15 protein-coding genes are annotated in these 17,638 nt (G+C 64.5%); 5 read left to right on the top strand and 10 right to left on the bottom strand.

Annotation, left to right across the window (positions count from 1 at the left end):
- Window positions 1–12: 12 nt before the first annotated feature.
- From ACFT1A_RS03060 to ACFT1A_RS03050, 3 genes are all read right to left on the bottom strand, one after another.
- Window positions 13–1,155: an acyl-CoA dehydrogenase family protein gene (locus ACFT1A_RS03060; protein ID WP_378445792.1), complete on the bottom strand. Its 1,143-nt coding sequence runs from the start codon at window positions 1,153–1,155 to the stop codon at window positions 13–15.
- Window positions 1,156–1,341: 186 nt separating this feature from the next.
- Entirely contained in the window at window positions 1,342–2,622 is a 1,281-nt protein-coding gene (locus tag ACFT1A_RS03055) for a uracil-xanthine permease family protein (protein ID WP_378445791.1), read from the bottom strand.
- Window positions 2,623–2,697: 75 nt separating this feature from the next.
- Entirely contained in the window at window positions 2,698–4,371 is a 1,674-nt protein-coding gene (locus ACFT1A_RS03050; protein WP_378445790.1) for a putative PEP-binding protein, read from the bottom strand.
- 191 nt (window positions 4,372–4,562) lie between these two features.
- Here ACFT1A_RS03050 and ACFT1A_RS03045 point away from each other — a divergent pair, with 191 nt between their 5' ends.
- From ACFT1A_RS03045 to ACFT1A_RS03030, 4 genes are all read left to right on the top strand, one after another.
- Entirely contained in the window at window positions 4,563–5,330 is a 768-nt protein-coding gene (locus ACFT1A_RS03045) for a DeoR/GlpR family DNA-binding transcription regulator (RefSeq protein ID WP_317554800.1), read from the top strand.
- Window positions 5,327–6,322, top strand: a complete 996-nt coding sequence (locus tag ACFT1A_RS03040; protein WP_378445789.1) for a 1-phosphofructokinase family hexose kinase — start codon at window positions 5,327–5,329, stop codon at window positions 6,320–6,322. Before ACFT1A_RS03045 ends, ACFT1A_RS03040 begins: the two co-directional genes overlap by 4 nt.
- Before the next feature lie 18 nt (window positions 6,323–6,340).
- Entirely contained in the window at window positions 6,341–8,425 is a 2,085-nt protein-coding gene (locus ACFT1A_RS03035) for a fructose-specific PTS transporter subunit EIIC (RefSeq protein ID WP_378445788.1), read from the top strand.
- Window positions 8,426–8,510: 85 nt separating this feature from the next.
- A complete protein-coding gene (locus tag ACFT1A_RS03030; protein WP_003942144.1) occupies window positions 8,511–8,768 on the top strand; it encodes an HPr family phosphocarrier protein in 258 nt (85 codons plus the stop codon).
- 39 nt (window positions 8,769–8,807) lie between these two features.
- Here the strand turns inward: ACFT1A_RS03030 and ACFT1A_RS03025 are convergent, their stop codons facing one another.
- The 7 genes from ACFT1A_RS03025 to ACFT1A_RS02995 form a co-directional block, all read right to left on the bottom strand.
- The gene (locus ACFT1A_RS03025) at window positions 8,808–10,133 is read right to left on the bottom strand and encodes an alpha/beta hydrolase (RefSeq protein WP_378445787.1); all 1,326 of its coding nucleotides are present in this window, start codon (window positions 10,131–10,133) and stop codon (window positions 8,808–8,810) included.
- Between the two features lie 54 nt (window positions 10,134–10,187).
- On the bottom strand, window positions 10,188–11,195 hold the full coding sequence (locus ACFT1A_RS03020) for a hypothetical protein (protein ID WP_378445786.1): 1,008 nt from the start codon (window positions 11,193–11,195) through the stop codon (window positions 10,188–10,190).
- On the bottom strand, window positions 11,188–12,663 hold the full coding sequence (hflX, locus tag ACFT1A_RS03015; protein ID WP_378445785.1) for a GTPase HflX: 1,476 nt from the start codon (window positions 12,661–12,663) through the stop codon (window positions 11,188–11,190). The genes ACFT1A_RS03020 and hflX overlap by 8 nt, the downstream gene beginning before the upstream one ends.
- 75 nt (window positions 12,664–12,738) lie before the next feature.
- Window positions 12,739–13,608, bottom strand: coding sequence for a diaminopimelate epimerase (gene dapF, locus ACFT1A_RS03010; RefSeq protein WP_378445784.1), 870 nt, complete (start codon window positions 13,606–13,608; stop codon window positions 12,739–12,741).
- Window positions 13,609–13,640: 32 nt separating this feature from the next.
- On the bottom strand, window positions 13,641–14,312 hold the full coding sequence (locus ACFT1A_RS03005; RefSeq protein WP_378445783.1) for a class F sortase: 672 nt from the start codon (window positions 14,310–14,312) through the stop codon (window positions 13,641–13,643).
- 83 nt (window positions 14,313–14,395) lie between these two features.
- Window positions 14,396–15,331, bottom strand: coding sequence for a tRNA (adenosine(37)-N6)-dimethylallyltransferase MiaA (miaA, locus tag ACFT1A_RS03000; protein WP_378445782.1), 936 nt, complete (start codon window positions 15,329–15,331; stop codon window positions 14,396–14,398).
- Window positions 15,319–16,065, bottom strand: a complete 747-nt coding sequence (locus ACFT1A_RS02995) for a class III extradiol dioxygenase subunit B-like domain-containing protein (RefSeq protein WP_378445781.1) — start codon at window positions 16,063–16,065, stop codon at window positions 15,319–15,321. Before ACFT1A_RS02995 ends, miaA begins: the two co-directional genes overlap by 13 nt.
- Before the next feature lie 139 nt (window positions 16,066–16,204).
- Here ACFT1A_RS02995 and ACFT1A_RS02990 point away from each other — a divergent pair, with 139 nt between their 5' ends.
- Entirely contained in the window at window positions 16,205–17,590 is a 1,386-nt protein-coding gene (locus tag ACFT1A_RS02990; protein WP_378445780.1) for a DUF349 domain-containing protein, read from the top strand.
- Window positions 17,591–17,638: the final 48 nt, after the last annotated feature.

Raw genomic sequence — 17,638 nt, 5'->3', positions numbered from 1 at the left:
GCTTCACCCGAATCAGAGATTCAGCGAACGCCCGATGATCTCCTTCATGATCTCGGTCGTGCCACCGTAGATGGTCTGCACACGAGAGTCCATGTACGCCTTGGCAACCGGGTATTCCTTCATGTAGCCGTAGCCTCCGTGCAGCTGGAGGCAGCGGTCGATCAGCTTGACCTGAGCTTCGGTGGTCCACCACTTCGCCATCGCAGCTTCCTGCACAGTCAACTTCTCGGCGTTGAGCTGCTCGATGAACTTGTCCACCAGGATGCGTACCGCGGTGGTCTCCGTTGCCAGTTCGGCCAGTACGAATCGGGTGTTCTGGAAGCTGCCGATCGACTTGCCGAATGCCTTGCGGTCCCGGCAGTACTGGATAGTGCTCTCGAGAACCGATTCCATTGCGGCAGCGGCAACAACTGCGATCGAGAGTCGTTCCTGGGGAAGGTTCTTCATCAAGTAGAAGAAGCCCATTCCCTCTTCGCCCAGCAAGTTGGCGGCAGGAACGCGGACGTCGGTGAAGCTGAGTTCGGCAGTGTCCTGAGCCTTCATGCCGATCTTGTCGAGGTTGCGTCCACGCTCGAAGCCCGGCATGTCCCGCTCGACGACGAGCAGGCTGAAGCCCTGCGCTCCCTTGTCCGGGTCGGTACAGGCGACGACGATGATGATGTCGGCGTTGATGCCGTTGGTGATGAAGGTCTTCGAGCCGTTGAGAACCCAGTGGTCCCCGTCGCGAACCGCTTTGGTCTTGATGCCCTGCAGGTCGCTACCGGTACCCGGTTCGGTCATCGCGATCGCGGAAATCAGCTCGCCCGATGCAAATCCGGGCAGCCAACGCTGCTTCTGCTCGTCATTGGTCAGTTCGAGGAGGTAGGGCGCCACCACGTCGTTGTGCAGTGTGAAGCCGATACCACTGAAGCCACCCTTGGTGGTTTCCTCGGTGATGATCGCGTTGTAGCGGAAGTCCTTGACGCCGCCGCCGCCGAATTCCTCGGGTACCGCGGTTCCCAGGAAGCCCTGCTTTCCGGCCTCTACCCAGACGTCACGATCGACGATGTTCTGTTCTTCCCACTTCTCGTGGTTCGGCGCAACGTGCTGTGCCAAGAACTTCTGGTACGACTCCCGGAAGAGATCATGTTCCGGTTCGAACAGGGTGCGCTCCACGCCGACTCCTTGCAATTCGATAAACGGCACTTCAGTGTTGTACCCGCTGGGGATGTACCCGCTCGGGATGTTTTCGCTGAGACCGGGCACGCCGAAGTTCGCGGGCCCACGTCACTGCTTCCGACGGTAGAACCTGTTGCGATACCCGTCGATGACCCGAACGATCACGATTCGTGACTGTAGCGGTTATCTGTTACTCGAAGTACGGAATTTGGCGAGATACCGCATGATCGGGTACGCGACAAGGATGCCGATCGACCCCCAGGCGATGCCGCCCAGCTCGACCGAACCAATGGTCAACGTCAAGTTCCCGATGCCGGCGACCAGCGCAGCCGCGGCGACCGTCAGGTTGACCGGATCGGTGAAGTCGACCTTCGCGTCCATCCAGATACGCACACCGAGAATGCCGATGAGGCCGTAGAGAACCATCGTCGCGCCGCCGATGACCCCGTTCGGAACCGTGAAGACCAGCGCACCGAACTTGGGCGAGAATGCCAGGATCACAGCGGTGGCGGCGGCTACCCAGTACGCAGCGGTCGAGTACACCCGCGTCGCTGCCATCACGCCGATGTTCTCGGCATACGTGGTGGTTCCGGAACCACCACCGGCACCTGCCAAGGTAGTGGCGAGGCCGTCTGCAAAGAGTGCGTTGCCGGCCAGGTCGTCGAGCGACTTACCTGTCATGGCGGACACCGCCTTGACGTGTCCGACGTTTTCGGCGACCAGAACGATCACCACGGGCAGCGCGAGCACGATCACCGACCAGTCGAACGACGGTCCGTGCAGACTCGGCAGCCCGAACCAGTCCGCATCACGCAGAGCCGACACTCGTTCACTGTCGAGTCCGCCGACGACCGCGGCGAAGACCCAGCCGATCACTACGCCGACCAGAATGCCCAACCGGCCGAGCAGACCGGGCCCCACGACCGTGACGAGCAGGATCGCAAAGAGCGTCACCGTGGCGATCAACGGCTGCGACTCAAAGGAACCGGCCGCGGTCGGAGCGAGGTTGAGACCGATCAGCGCGACGACGGCACCCGTCACCACCGGCGGCATGACCGCGTCGATGACCCGACCGCCGATCAGACGTACGGCGACGCCGATCAACATCAACACGATGCCGACAGCCATGACGGCGCCGAGCTGCGCGGCCGGCCCCGATCCTGCCGACGCCGTCAGAGGGGCGATGAACGCGAAGGACGAACCGAGGTAGCTGGGGATCCGGCCCCGGGTGATGAGCAGGAACAGCGCGGTGCCGATACCCGAGAACAACAGCGTCGTGGTGACGGGGAAGCCCGTGATGGTCGGAACGAGCAGTGTCGCTCCGAACATCGCGATGACGTGCTGCATCCCGATCCCGATGGTGCGCGGCCAACTCAGTCGTTCGTCCGGCGCCACGACGGCGCCGTCGGCGATCCGCTTGCCGTCTCCATGGACAGTCCAGCCGATTCCGCCGGCCCCGGTCATTGTTTCTCGTTCGATCACAGGTCGAAATACTAGAGGTCAGGCACTCGCTCGCCGACCGAGACCGACGAAACCGCTTCAGCTGATTGCGTCAGCCGCCGCTTTGCGTGCCGCCACCGGATCACCGGTCGCCAGCACCGCCGCCGCAGCCGCCTCACATTGCGCCATGGTGACGGACCCGACCTTCGCTCCCACCCCGGCAACCGACGCCGCAGCACACGACAGTGACGAAACACCGAGACCGGCAAGTACGCATGCCAACAGCGGATCGGCAGCCGCCTCACCGCAGACCCCGACGCGCTTGCCTGCCGCCTGACCAGCCTGGGCCGTACGTGCCACCAGGGCGAGCACGGCGGGCTGCCACGGGTCGGTCAGGTCGGCGAGTTCGGAGGACATTCGATCAGCGGCCATCGTGTACTGAGCGAGGTCGTTGGTACCGATCGAGAGGAACTCGACGTGTTCGAGGATCTGGTCGGCCAGCAGCGCCGCCGCCGGGATCTCCACCATCACTCCGGGAACAAGATCGCGCGCCCGCACCGCGTCGGCAAAGCGTTGTGCTTCAGCCGGGGTGGCGATCATCGGCGCCATGACCCACGGCGAAGAGTTCGTCGACGCCGCGGCTGCGGCGATCGCGTCGAGCTGGCGGTCGAGAATCCCCATGTCCTGCCAGGCGATTCGGACCCCACGAACGCCGAGTGCCGGATTCGCTTCCTCTTGGTGGTTGGCGAATTTGAGTGGCTTGTCCGAACCCGCGTCCAACGTGCGAATAATGACCTTCTTGCCCGCGAAGGCCTCGAGAACCTCGGCGTAGATTGCCGCTTGCTCGTCAACGGTCGGTTCGGTCTCACGGCCGAGGAAACAGAGTTCGGTCCGGAAGAGCCCGATGCCTCCCGCTGCGGTCAACGCCGCGGCCCGAGCGCCGGCGCCGTCTTGGACATTGGCGAGGACGTCTACCGGCCGGCCGTCCGACGTCCGGCCGGGTCCGGTCCACGTGCTGACGCGTTCGCGATCGATTCGGGATTGCTCGACCAGTTCGCGCGCCTGCTCGGGATCCGGCTCCGCGATCACGTCGCCGGTGGTTCCGTCGATCAGAATCGGTGTTCCTGCCGGTACGGATTCCAATTCCTTCGCGGCCACGATGCACGGGATGCCCAACTGCCGCGCGATGATTGCCGTGTGGCTGGTCGGGCCGCCGTAGATGGTCACGAGTCCGATGATCTTGGTTGCATCGAGGCCGGCGGTATCGGCGGGAGCAAGATCGTCCGCGCACAGCACCGACGGCGTCTCGGGCATCGGAACTCCGGGTTCGGGCAATCCGGAGAGTTCTGCGATCACGCGGTCGCGGATGTCCTCGAGGTCGGTGACGCGCTCCGCCATCACACCGCCGACCTTGGTGAACAACACCACGAATTGCTCCGTCGCCGCGATCGCCGCCTGGACCGGAGGAACTCCGCCCGCGATCGACTTCTTGGCCGCTCCGATCCAGCCTCGATCGGCTGCCATGGCCGCGTTGGCCTGCAAGACCTCTGCGGCAGCGCCCGTGGCTTCGGCTGCCCGTCCGAGAAGGCGGTTCTCGACAGTCTTCGCCGCTGCGACGAAGGCGTCTGCGGCGGTCTCTCGATCCGCCTCGTCGAGGGCCGGCGCATCGGTGACGAGTTCTGGTCGGCTGGACGGCCAGATAGCCGGGCCGTAGGCAATTCCGGGCACGACGGGAGTGCCGTGCACGGTGATGCGATTGAGCTGTTCGGTCATCTGTCCTCCTTGAGCGATGGGCCCGGTGTCACACCGGAGCACCTCGAGCGCGTAAAGCCCACACCTTCGTTGTGACGAAGATTACTCCCAACTCTTGACATGTCAACACACTCGGGCGTAAAACAACATAAAGCAACATTCGTTGTGATCCACACCGCACCGTCGGATCACGTTTCGGAATCGGAGTGAACGTGTACGCGGAAGAACGCCAACAAGCGATCGGCACCATGGTGTCGCAGCGCGGACGCATGTCCGTGGCGGCTCTGTCGGAGACCTTCGGTGTAACCACCGAGACCGTGCGTCGCGATCTGGCCTTCCTCGAACGGATCGGACAGATAAGGCGCGTGCACGGCGGCGCCGTTCCGACCGGATCCCTCCACGTGACCGAACCGGGTATGGCGGAACGCGATCAGACCCGCGCGCAACAGAAGGACCGGATCGCCCGCTGTGCGGTCACCTACCTTCCCCCCACCGGCGGCAGCGTGATCTTCGACGCGGGCACGACCACGGGCCGCATGATCCCCGAACTGCCGACCGAGAACGACTTCACAGCCGTCACCAATTCCGTCCCGATCGGCGCACGACTGGCGTCGATGAACTCGATTTCCCTGATCCTGCTCGGCGGACGAGTACGCGGGGTGACGCAAGCCGCGGTCGGTGAGGACGCCCTACGACTGCTGAGCACGTTGCGGGTCGACGTCGCCTTCATCGGAACCAACGCGATCAGCGTCGGGCACGGACTCTCCACGCCGGACAGCGAGGAGGCCGCGGTCAAACGAGCGATGGTCAAAGCCGCCAATCATGTTGTCGTGGTGGCCGATTCCACCAAAGTAGGCCGCGAGCATTTGATCAGCTTCGCCCCACTCGACAGCATCGACGTCCTCATCACCGACGAAGACATCAGTCCCACAGACACATCCGAGTTCCACGACCACGGAATCGAGGTGGTGATCGCATGATCGTCACACTGACAGCCAACCCGAGTATCGATCGGACCGTGCAACTCGAGCAACGGCTCGAACGAGGCTCCGTCCTACGCGCGCACTCCACTCGCAGTGACCCAGGCGGCAAGGGGGTCAACGTCGCACGTGTTCTCGCCGCAGCCGACCTCGACGTCCTCGCGGTCCTACCGGGGAACGGCGGCGACCCCCTACTCTCGGCGCTCGCCGCCGGTGGGATTCCCCACATCGGCGTCGCCACAACGGGTCTGGCTCGCACCAACATCACCATCGCGGAACCAGACGGGACCACGACGAAGATCAACGAGCCCGGCGCAACACTGTCCGGTTCGACGCTCGACGCTTTGGCTCAGGAGTTGATCGCTCGCGCCGATACCGCGCTGTGGTTCGCACTGTCCGGATCGCTGCCCCCCGGCGTTCCGCTCGGTTGGTACGGCGAACTTGTCGCTGCGCTGCGCGATCACCCGTGCAAGGTAGCGGTCGACACCTCGGACGCCCCGCTGACGGCACTCGCCGACGGGTTCCCCGGCTCGGCACCTGACCTGCTCAAACCCAACGGCGAGGAACTCGCGCAACTCACCGGCGTCGACGGCCACGTCCTCGAACGTGCTGCAGAGAACGGCGATACCGGGCCTGCAATCACGGCGGCACAGCGATTGGTCGATCGCGGCGTCGGCAGTGTGCTCGCCACGCTCGGCGCAGCCGGTGCGGTCCTCGTCACGGCCGACGGCGCGTGGATCGCCACCGCTCCTCCGATTGTCGCAGTCAGTACCGTCGGCGCAGGCGATTCGTCGCTGGCCGGCTACATCCTCGCCGAAGCGGGAGGCGGCTCGGAATCCGAGCGGCTACGTCACGCGGTCGCCTACGGAAGCGCCGCTGCCTCCCTTCCCGGCACAACCCTTCCCACGCCCGACCAGATCGATCTGGCAGCGGTTTCGGTATCTACAGCTGATACCTCCTCTCCCCTCCCCGTCCCCACCGAACTCGCCTGACGCCCTAAGGAACCTGACATGTCCGATACCACCGCAGCCGGCAGTTCCGGCCCGGAGATCATCAGTCCCGAACTGATCTCACTCGACACCGACCTGGGCTCGACCAAGGAAGATGTCATTCGTTCTCTTGCAGCGCGATTGACTGCTGCGGGTCGGGCGAGCGACGCCGCGGGACTGGTCGATGCAGCACTCGCTCGCGAAGCGCAGTCCGCGACCGGACTGCCCGGCGGAATCGCAATTCCTCACTGCCGCGCCGAGGCCGTCTCGTCCGCGTCCCTGGGGTTTGCTCGACTTGATCCGAAGGTCGATTTCGGTGCACCCGACGGCCCCGCCGATCTGGTCTTCCTGATCGCGGCACCTGAAGGCGCCGGAGCCGAGCACATGAAGCTGCTCTCCTCCTTGGCCCGAGCACTCGTTCGGCCTGCGTTCGTCACGTCACTTCGTGAAGCATCGACGCCGGACGAGATCGTGCGCTTGGTCGACGAGGTCCTCAGTCCCGCACCGAAGGATCCCACACCGAAGGATTCCGCCCCGAAGACCGCAGCAGTGACGCCCCCGGCACCTGTTTCCACAGGGAAACACGCCACCGACGAGACCCCGGCACCAGCGCCCGCGGAGCGTCACATCGTCGCGGTCACCGCCTGCCCGACCGGAATCGCTCACACCTACATGGCGGCGGACTCACTCGTCGCCGCGGGTGAACGCGCCGGCGTCAAGGTTCACGTCGAAACGCAGGGCTCGAGCGGAAGCACCCCGCTGGACCCGTCGGTCATCGCCGGAGCCGCCGCTGTCATCTTCGCCACCGACGTCGGGGTGAAGGGCCGCGAACGATTCGCCGGCAAACCCGTCGTCGCTTCCGGTGTGAAACGGGCGATCAACGAGCCGGACAAGATGCTTGCAGAAGCATTACGCGCCTCCGAGAATCCCGCCGCTGCCACCGTGGACGGCACTGCCGCCGCGGCTGCGGATTCCGATGCCGGTTCCGTAGGGTTCGGCACCCACCTCCGTCAGGTCCTCCTGACCGGTGTCAGCTACATGATCCCGTTCGTCGCGGCCGGCGGTCTGCTGATCGCACTCGGCTTCTTGCTCGGTGGATACGAGATCTCCGGTCCTGCCAAGGACATCGTTCTCAACAACTCGATCACCAACCTTCCCGACGGCGGTCTGGCCACCTATCTCGGCGCAGTGCTGTTCCAGATCGGTTCGTTGGCATTCAGCTTCCTGGTCCCCGCGTTGGCCGGCTACATCGCCTTTGCCATCGCCGACCGGCCTGGCATCGCTCCCGGCTTCACGGCCGGCGCGGTCGCCGTGTTCGTCGGTGCCGGTTTCATCGGCGGCCTGGTCGGTGGTCTCATCGCCGGTGTCGTCGCGCTCTACATCGGCCGGATCGCCGTCCCGCAGTGGCTGCGAGGCCTGATGCCAGTGGTGATCATTCCACTGTTCGCGACGCTGGTCGTCGGAGGGCTGATGTTCATCGTCCTCGGTCGTCCGCTCGCCGCGATCACCTCCGGTCTCACCGACTGGCTCAACGGATTGTCCGGCAGCTCGGCCATCTTCCTCGGCATCATTCTCGGCCTGATGATGTGCTTCGACCTCGGCGGACCGGTCAACAAGGCGGCTTACGCCTTCGCCGTAGCCGGACTCAACGTCAACGACCCTGCCACCTTGCGCATCATGGCGGCAGTCATGGCCGCCGGTATGGTTCCGCCGCTCGCCATGGCACTTGCCTCGACGGTGTTGCGTCCCAAGCTCTTCAGCGAAGCCGAACGTGAGAACGGTAAGGCTGCCTGGTTGCTCGGTTCAGCCTTCATCTCCGAGGGCGCGATTCCGTTCGCCGCTGCCGACCCGCTTCGCGTGATCCCCTCGATGATGGCGGGCGGCGCCGTCACCGGCGCGCTGATCATGGCTTTCGACGTCACTCTCAGCGCTCCACACGGCGGGATCTTCGTCTTCTTCGCAGTCGGCGGTATCGGCTGGTTCCTCGTCTCGCTCGCCGCGGGAACGGTGGTAGCTGCGCTCGCTGTCGTCGGAGCCAAGGAGTTCTTCCGCAAGGGGCCCTCCGATGCCGAACTCGACCCCGAAATCGTGCCCGCTGCGGCATGATCGACAGCAGGCAACACTGTAGTCACCAGATTCGCCCGAACACCCCAAAACGTCCGCAACGACAGCTCTACAACGAGGAGATCCCATGCCCAGCAAGACAGTTGCCGTCGGCTCCGCAGTCGGCCTACACGCCCGTCCCGCCGCCCTCATCGCCGAAGCAGTCGGAGCCTCCGGCGCCACGGTCACCCTCGCCGTCGCCGACGGCGAACCCGTGGATGCAGGTTCGGCACTGATGATCATGACGCTCGGAGCCGCCAAGGACACCGAAGTCACGATCGAATCCGACGACGCCGACGCGCTCGCCAAGGTCGCCGAACTGGTAGCCGCTGATCTCGACGCTTGACCCGATTTCCGCCGGTGCTGTGTAGTGGGCCGGACACTCTCACGGAGTCAGTGCGAGTGTCCGGCCCAGCCAGTCCATTTCGAGTTCCAGAGCAGTGCCCCACACATCACCCGAGTGTCCACCGGGGAGGGTGTAGTAGTCCACATTCATGTCGGCGGCGCGCGCAGCCTCGTACATGATCTCCTGCTGGGGACGGTAGATGTCGTCGTCTTCACCCGCGACAAATACACCCGACAACTGCGGATACCGATTCTGCGCCATCAGGTCTCGGGCATTGACCGCGTCGAACGCGTCTTCGTCACCGTCGAACATGGCCGCCACTGTGTCCTCGTGATCACCGGTCGACGGTTCGTCCTGGCCGGAGAAGTCCAGGAACGAGGGGTATCGGTCCGGGAAGTTCACGGCCATCTCGATCGCGCAGGTTCCGCCGTAGGAAAACCCGCCGATTGCCCATTGAGCTGCATCCGGATTCACTTGAAGGTTCGATTCGATCCAGTTCGGGACGTCCTGGTCCAGATACGTCGCGACGTTGCCGAGCGCAGAATCCATGCAGCCGGGGTTGGCGTCGTAGTCCCCCAACGCGTCAGGGACCACCACCACGGGAGCAAGCCCGGAATGCCTCGACGCATAGGCGTCGACGGTGGTCGCGAGCCGGCCACTGTCCAGCCAGTCGCTGGGGCTGCCGGGCTCACCTGCCACCAACACCAGGACGGGCAACTCGGCACGCGGATCGGCAAGGTAGGCCGGCGGGAGATACAGCGTCGCAGGCCTCGCGTCGAATCCCGAGATGTTTCCCGGAATCGCCGCCTCCGTCACGACACCGTTGCTCGGCATCCGCACCGGAACCTGCCAATGAGTTTCGGTGGGCAGTCCCCGCTGCACCCGAGGTTCGGCCCCGGGGAGTGAATCGAAGGCAACATTCTCGACCGAGCCGACCGGCCAGTGCCCGACCAGTGAGCCGAGTGTGGGATAGGTGCCGGTCTGAGCATTGACCTGACCTACCGCGACGATCGCGGCCAGCCCGGCGAATGCCGTCACCGAAAGACCACGCGCAAGCCCTGGGCGCCGACGGAGAACAAGTGCGGCGCCGACGACTCCGAACATCGCCAGCGCTATCCACACAAAACTCGACGCCGGTAGCTGCGCGGGCAACGGCCGAAAGCTGAGCCACACCAACATCGCAGCGATGGCCGACCCGCCCACTGACAGACCCAGCGCGGCTAACGCGGCCCTACGCGGCAACCACCGAAGCAGAAGCAGCGCACCTACGCCGACGATGACGGAACCCACGAGCAGCGCGGCGGTGATGTGTCCGTGCTCGAGTGACATACGCGAGAGCCGCGTCAGGAGTTGATGCCCGTGCATTCGTTCCAGTATCCACATCTACCGGCGGTCTGCGAATCGTGGAATTTTCGGGAATCAGCGGCGTCGTCGTAAATTCACGAACGCCACGGCCCCGATCGCACATCCTGCCGCGACCAGTCCAGCCCACACGAATGTCCACGGATCGACTCCGACACCGACCGAACCGGCAGACGAGTCAGCCGTCGCTTCCGTCGCGTCCACGAGCGCGCGCATCACGTACACCGGTGGCAACGCTCCACCGGCAGATTCCGAACCGATCAGAACATCGCCCGCATTGTTGAATGCCACCGCCTCACCCTGAGGCTCCGTCGGGAGCGGGATCCGCAGGGGTTCGGTACCGGTGAGCGTCGCGCCGATTCCGCCGTCCACGATCTGGTACAGGTACAGGTCGGAGTAACTCCGGAGTGCGATCGCCGAACCGTCCGACGACACCGCTCCCCCGGTGAACATCACCGACACGGGCTTCTCCGGTCCGAGGGACACCGCTCCGACGCGCTCGAGCGGCGTCGGGCCGGGCTGCGCCAAGTCACTCAGTTTCTGATCCCCGACCGGTGTGTAGACACTGCTTTCGCCGAACAATTCCTTGGTCACGACAAAGACATGGCCGTCGGGGTCGAGCAGAATCGACTCGGTGTCGTGCGCACCGTCCGGGTACGTCAGGCGGTGCAACGCACCGTCGCCTGAATCGAGGTCCATCGTGATGAACGCCACCGTTTCGCGGGTTCGGAGGTTGTCTCCGGTGTCCGACAGAACGAGCGTCCGACCACTGACCGCAAGATCTTCGACGTCGTAGGGATCGATCGGGACCGGAATCTGTTTCTGGACAACACAGTTCAGATCCATCTCGAACACGTAGTCGTCACTGCCGCCGTCGCCCATCGCGTAGATCCGATCGTCGACGACGACCATCCCCGACAACTCCTGGAGCGCAGGATCAGTAGGTGTACAGAGCGGGGCGAACTCGCTCGGTTCGAACGACGACGCCTGTGCGAGCGCTCCGGGAAGCAGCACAGTCGCAGTGGTCACAGCAAGCGCCGAGACCACTGCGCCGAAACTACGCACTAGGTGCGTACTCCACCAAAGCCGAGGCCAACATCTGCGGCACGCGTGCGTGCACCCGCGTCCCCGCCTCTTCGTGAGTCGATTCCAAGATCGTTCCGTCCGAGTGGATTCGAGCCATCAGATCACCGCGCGTATACGGCACCAGCACGTCGACCTCGACCTCCGGCCGAACCAGAACCTCGCTGAGATGTGCTCGCAGTTCGGCGATTCCCTCGCCGGTCCGCGCCGAGACGAACACAGCGCCCGGCAGCAGACCACGCAGTTGCGTCAAGGTAACCGGATCTGCCGCGTCGATCTTGTTGACCACGATCAACTCCGGCGGAGCCTTCGAATCCGTCTCACGCAGAACGTCGGTCACAACTTCCCGCACAGCCTTGATCTGCTCGGTCGGCAACGGATCCGAGCCGTCGACGACGTGTAGCAGCAGATCCGCGTCGGTCACTTCCTCGAGGGTCGAGCGAAATGCCTCGACCAACTGAGTCGGAAGGTGCCGCACGAAACCGACCGTATCGGTGAGGACGTACTCACGGCCGTCGTCGAGCGCAGCGCGTCGGGTGGTCGGGTCCAACGTGGCGAACAACGCGTTCTCCACGAGCACACCGGATCCGGTGAGCGAGTTGAGCAGACTCGACTTGCCCGCATTCGTGTATCCGACGATGGCGATCGACGGGATGTCGCTCTGCAGTCGACGTGTGCGCTTGGTGTCGCGAGCGGCTTTCATGCCCTTGATCTCGCGGCGCAGTTTTGCCATGCGCTCGCGGATACGGCGACGGTCCGTCTCGATCTTGGTTTCACCCGGACCACGTAGACCCACGCCGCCGTTGCTTCCGGCGCGGCCACCGGCCTGGCGCGACATCGACTCGCCCCAACCACGCAGACGCGGGAGCATGTACTCCATCTGAGCAAAAGCGACCTGCGCCTTGCCCTCACGGGAAGTGGCGTGCTGGGCGAAGATGTCGAGAATAAGGGCCGTCCGGTCGATGACCTTGACCTTGACGATCTTCTCCAGCGCCGTGAGCTGGGCCGGCGTCAGTTCACCGTCGCAGACGACGGTGTCGGCACCGGTCGCCAACACGACTTCGCGCAGTTCCTGCGCCTTGCCGGAACCGATGTACGTGGCGGCGTCGGGTTTGTCGCGCCGCTGGACCAGCCCTTCGAGGACCTCGGAGCCGGCCGTCTCGGCAAGTGCGGCCAACTCGGTCATGCTCGCCTGAGCCTGCTCGGCGGTTCCCTGCGTCCAGACGCCGACCAGGACAACTCTTTCGAGTCGAAGCTGGCGGTACTCGACTTCGGTGACGTCCTCGAGCTCGGTCGACAGACCGGCCACGCGGCGTAGGGCGCCGCGATCTGCGAGTTGCATCTCACCGGTCGACGGGTTGTCCGATGCGGACGCTGCCGTGTATTCGGCCTGCGCGTACTCGGACTGCTCGCGAGCGGTGGACTCTTCGTTTTCCTGTGTGTTCGTCATACAAGATCCATGGTCCCACGAAACCCTGGCACGATGCATCCGTATTTCCTGCAGGCGTATTTCACGCGGGGGTTATCACACAAGCGATTGCCACCAGGCGTCGCTGATCGTTCCGCTCGCCACCAGAACCGAGGGCCCTCGCAAGGACCCTTCGCCGCTTTCGACGGTGACCTGCACTTCGCCGCCGAGGACGCGAACCAGGACCGAACCCTCCTCGCGGCCGTCGTACTTCAGCGCCGCAGCCGCAGCCGCGACCGTTCCGGTTCCGCAGGAACGAGTCTCACCCACACCGCGCTCGTGAACGCGCATGTGGACCCCACCGTCGTGGATCGGTGTCACGATCTCGATGTTGACCCCGTGCGGGAAGAACCCGGGGTCGAAGCCCGGAGAGACAGTTAAATCGAGTGCACTCAAAACCTCGGCCGTCACATGCTCGTCGACACACGCCAGATGCGGATTGCCGACGTCGATGCCGACGCCGGAGAAGACGCGGCCGTCGATTGTTGCCGAACTGGTGCCGAGGTCCTTGATCGGGCCCATCGCCACGGTCACGTCGCCGCGTGTGGCGTCGTAGCTGTGCACCACGACCGGACGCGCTCCCGCGCGGCTGCCGACCACGAACTCGTCCCTGCTCTCCAGGCCGGAGGCCTTGAGATAGTGCGCAAACACGCGAACGCCGTTTCCGCACATCTCCGCGGTCGATCCGTCGCCGTTGCGGTAATCCATGAACCAGTCTTCGGCAGCGACGCCGTCCGGAAGCGCGGTGAGCACGCCCGCGTCCGTGAGTGCACCCGCCCGCGCGACACGAAGGATGCCGTCGGCGCCGAGACCACGCTGACGATCACACAACGCGGAAACCCGCGCCGGTTCGAGATCGATCCGAACGTCGAGGTCAGGGAGAACGACGAAGTCGTTCTGCGTGCCGTGGCCCTTACTGAAATCCATGGTCGCCATCCTATCCGGACGTACCGACCGACCTACGCGGGTAACGCGGTGACCACCACGTTCTGTTCATACGTGAATCCGGACGGCAACGAGGGGTCGGGCACCGTCTCGCCCCCGCAGGTCACGAGGACCAGCCTGGGCGCACCAGTTTCGGAGAAGAACTCCGCAGGCAAAGCCACCTTTTCGTACAGTTTCAGGCTCGCTGCGTGATAGGTGAACATCGTTCCGGCGTCGTCACTCACGTAGATCGGTGTTCCCGGTTCGATCTGGTGCAGCGCCCACAAAGCGCCGTGTGTGCGATCACCGTCGTCGACGTGACCGGCAACAAGATTCGTACCCTCCGAAGATCCGAACTGCACACCGTTGGTGAAGTGCGAGACCTTGTCAGGATGAGGAAGGATCATTCCGCGGTTCGCACCGAACCCACTGGTCACGATGTCGGCACGCACATCCAGGTCGGGAATCGCCAAGGTGTTCGGCGGTAGATCTGTGGGTGCGGGCGCCCACGTTGCCCCCGGATCGGTTGGGGCACCTACGTCGAACGGCGCTTCGGGAACAGGCGCGCTGATGGGTTTCCCGGCCGCACTCACCGCAAAGTAGATCAACACCCCGCCGACAGCAAGAAATGTGACGAGCAGAAGAACCAGCGGCAACCGGCCCGCGCGTCGACGTGTCGGACGCGCGTGTGTCCCGGTCTGCGCCATGTTCGTTGCCCTTCACTCCGTCGATCGCGAAACGGATCGATCGCGAACAGCTAACTGTAAGATAGCTGATCGGCTCGACCGTGTTACAGACCGCGATCTGCGAGGGCCGCGAAGGCGGAGTTGGCCAGCTCCGGATCGGCACCGTCGAGCCACTGCACGCGGGTGTCACGACGAAACCACGATCGTTGGCGGCGAACGTAGCGCCGCGTCCCGATGAACGTCCGTTCGAGCGCTTCGGCCAGATCGTATTCACCGTCGAAATATGCGAGCACCTGCGCATAGCCGATCGCTCGCGGCGCTGTGACGCCCTCACGCAATCCTTGCTCGACAAGTGCGGAAACCTCGTCGACAAGTCCGCCTGAGAACATCAGCTCCGTTCGCAAGCGAATCCGGGCGTCGAGTTCTTCGGTGTCACGATCCACGCCGAGAATGCGGGTCCCCCAACGAGGGTCACCGATCTGAGGCGCCGAGGCCGCGAAGGGCTGACCTGTCAGTTCGACGACTTCGAGCGCCCGAACCATCCGCCGACCGTCCGTCGGCAGTATCGACGCCGCCGCGACTGGATCGGCAGCAACGAGCGCCGCGTGCACCGCATCGACCCCACCCTCGGCCAACACCGCTTCCCACTTTGCACGAACGTCGGGATCCGTTGCCGGAAAAGACCATTCGTCGAGCAAAGACTGGACGTACATCATGGAGCCGCCGACGATCACCGGAACCTTGCCTGCCGCGATCAGGTTCTCGGCGACCGCGATCGCGTCGCTTTGATAACGCGCAACGGTGGCGGTCTCTGTCACGTCGAGAACGTCGAGCAGGTGATGGGGAATCCCGCGGCGCTCGGCGAGCGTCAGTTTCGCCGTCCCGATATCCATGCCGCGATAGAGCTGCATCGCGTCGATGTTGATGATCTCGCCGCCGAACTCCTCGGCCAACGCCAATGCGAGATCGGACTTTCCCGACGCCGTCGGACCGACAACTGCAATCGGGCGAAGTTCTTCAGGGACGTTCACGGCCGCCACGTCCCGACGTGGTAGCCGACACCGAACGGCGCACCGCTGTAATCGACCGTCGAACGAGGACGAGCTGACCCGGGCGAGTCCGTGAAGACACCAGACAGGACCTGCCATGCCGCACGCCCCTGAACTCCGACACTGCGGCAAAGCTGCGGATCGAGAGCAAGAAGTGCCTCCGGGTCACCGGCAGCCAGGGCGTCGTCGATGATCGATTGCACACCCGCCGCACGCTCGTCGAAGCTTCCCGGCGCCTTTGCCGTCAATGTGGATGCACCGTCGGCCACGATCAGAAGTCCCTGCGGTCGATCGTCGCTGTCGAGTTGCTTGCGGAGTTGATGCCCGAATTCACGGCACTCGCTCGCAGACGCCTCCGGGCTGACAACGTGCATGTCGACGGTGATCTCCACGTCCGTCCGGGCACGCAGCCAGCCGGCCACGAGGGCGCAGAGTTCGAGTGATGGCACCGGTTCGCCTGCCGCATCTGCGTCCAGAGACGTCCGGACATCGGCGCCGAATCCGGCGAAAGTCCCGATCTGTCCACGTCCGACGCCAGTTCGCCAGAGTTCGTCAGCTGCTTTCTCGGAGTCGACACCGACGCCTACCCATTGAACTGCCTCGTGAGACAGCCGGCGCACGGCGGCCGATGCCGCAGCGCGCACGTGGGCGGACTCGGCCGAATCACCGGACAATTCCGGCACGAGCAACGGCGCCGAGGGGACGAGAACAGCGGAAGTCAACACAGTTGCCACGCTAGTCGACCCCGAGGTGGCGACCTCACACCCTCTTACCTGATTCAATAGTCGGAGAACGTGAGTACCGGGTTCAATGGAACCAGGAATGCGATCAGGCAGCCGTGACGCGCGGCAGAGACGAGGACCGATGACCGAGAACAGTGAACCCACCACCGGCGCCGACAGCAATTCGGCCAGCCCGAGCCCGGCTGCTCCCAAACCCGGAGCACCCAAACCTGGTGGACCACGCCCCGGTGCGCCCCGCCCCGGAGCACCTCGCCCCGGTCCAGCGGCCTCGCATGCCGTCACCGCTGCACCAACCAGCGACCCGAGCAAATTCGGCCGCGTCGAGGACGACGGCACCGCCTGGGTGAAGACCGCTGACGGTGAACGTCAGATCGGTTCGTGGCAGGCCGGCGACGCCACCGAGGGCCTCGCCCATTTCGGTCGTCGCTACGACGACCTCGCGACCGAGGTCTCACTGCTCGAGGCGCGACTGACGTCGGGCGCCGGAGACGCAAAGAAGACCAAGGCTGCCGCCATCGCTCTGTCCGAATCCCTCTCCACCGCCGCCGTGATCGGTGACCTCGACGCTTTGGCCCGCCGACTCGACGTGATCATCGCCGGATCCGACGAGGCCGCGGCGCACGCGAAGGAAGAGAAGGAACAGTCTCGCGCGGCGAGCACCGCCCGCAAGGAGGCCCTCGCAGTCGAGGCCGAACAGATCGGTTCGGAGTCGACCCAGTGGAAGACCGCGGGTGATCGACTGCGCGAGATTCTCGACGAGTGGAAGACGATTCGCGGAATCGACCGCAAGGTCGACGACGCACTGTGGAAGCGGTACTCGAAGGCTCGCGAGTCCTTCAACCGACGGCGTGGAGCGCATTTCGCCGAACTCGATCGTGATCGCGCGAGCGCACGTTCTACGAAGGAAGAACTGGTCGAGCGCGCCGAGAAGCTGTCGACCTCCACCGAATGGGGACAGACAGCTGGAGAATTCCGCGATCTGCTCAGCGAGTGGAAGGCTGCCGGCCGCGCACCGCGCGAGGCCGACGACAACCTGTGGAAGCGCTTCAAGGGCGCTCAGGACGTGTTCTTCGCCGCCCGCAACGCTGCCGCATCCGAGCGCGACGCCGAATTCGAGCAGAACGCAGTCGCGAAGGAAGAGTTGCTCGCTGCGAACGCGAATATCGATCCGGCACACGGACTCGAGAACGCTCGCGCAGCGCTTCGCGACCTGCAGGAGAAGTGGGACGCGATCGGCAAGGTGCCGCGCGAACGAATGCAGGAACTCGAAGCGAAGCTCCGGGCCATCGAAACCAAGGTGCGCGACGCCGTCGACGCCGAGTGGCGTCGCACCGATCCGGAAGCGCTGGCCCGCGTCGCGCAGTTCAAGGAGCGGGTGAGCCAGTTCGAGGAGCAGGCCGCCAAGGCTCAGGCTGCCGGAAAGACGAAGGACGCGGAGAAGGCTCTCGCTCAGGCAAAGCAGTGGCGTGAGTGGGCCGAAGCAGCCGAGAGCGCTGTCAGCGAGTAGCAGACGACAAACGAGTACGACTACAACGCCGGCTGACTCCGAAAGGAG

This window comes from Rhodococcus sp. NPDC057135, assembly GCF_042670865.1.
Classification (GTDB): Bacteria; Actinomycetota; Actinomycetes; order Mycobacteriales; family Mycobacteriaceae; genus Rhodococcus_F.
This window is presented reverse-complemented; position numbering and strand designations above follow the sequence as displayed.

Bases quoted from the DNA above. Each gene is read 5' to 3' on its own strand.
- ACFT1A_RS03055 (WP_378445791.1), bottom strand. From the start codon at position 2,622: ATGACCGGGGCCGGCGGAATCGGCTGGACTGTCCATGGAGACGGCAAG.
- ACFT1A_RS03050 (WP_378445790.1), bottom strand. From the start codon at position 4,371: ATGACCGAACAGCTCAATCGCATCACCGTGCACGGCACTCCCGTCGTG.
- ACFT1A_RS03040 (WP_378445789.1), top strand. From the start codon at position 5,327: ATGATCGTCACACTGACAGCCAACCCGAGTATCGATCGGACCGTGCAA.
- ACFT1A_RS03035 (WP_378445788.1), top strand. From the start codon at position 6,341: ATGTCCGATACCACCGCAGCCGGCAGTTCCGGCCCGGAGATCATCAGT.
- ACFT1A_RS03030 (WP_003942144.1), top strand. From the start codon at position 8,511: ATGCCCAGCAAGACAGTTGCCGTCGGCTCCGCAGTCGGCCTACACGCC.
- ACFT1A_RS03025 (WP_378445787.1), bottom strand. From the start codon at position 10,133: ATGCACGGGCATCAACTCCTGACGCGGCTCTCGCGTATGTCACTCGAG.
- hflX (WP_378445785.1), bottom strand. From the start codon at position 12,663: ATGACGAACACACAGGAAAACGAAGAGTCCACCGCTCGCGAGCAGTCC.
- dapF (WP_378445784.1), bottom strand. From the start codon at position 13,608: ATGGATTTCAGTAAGGGCCACGGCACGCAGAACGACTTCGTCGTTCTC.
- ACFT1A_RS03005 (WP_378445783.1), bottom strand. From the start codon at position 14,312: ATGGCGCAGACCGGGACACACGCGCGTCCGACACGTCGACGCGCGGGC.
- ACFT1A_RS02990 (WP_378445780.1), top strand. From the start codon at position 16,205: ATGACCGAGAACAGTGAACCCACCACCGGCGCCGACAGCAATTCGGCC.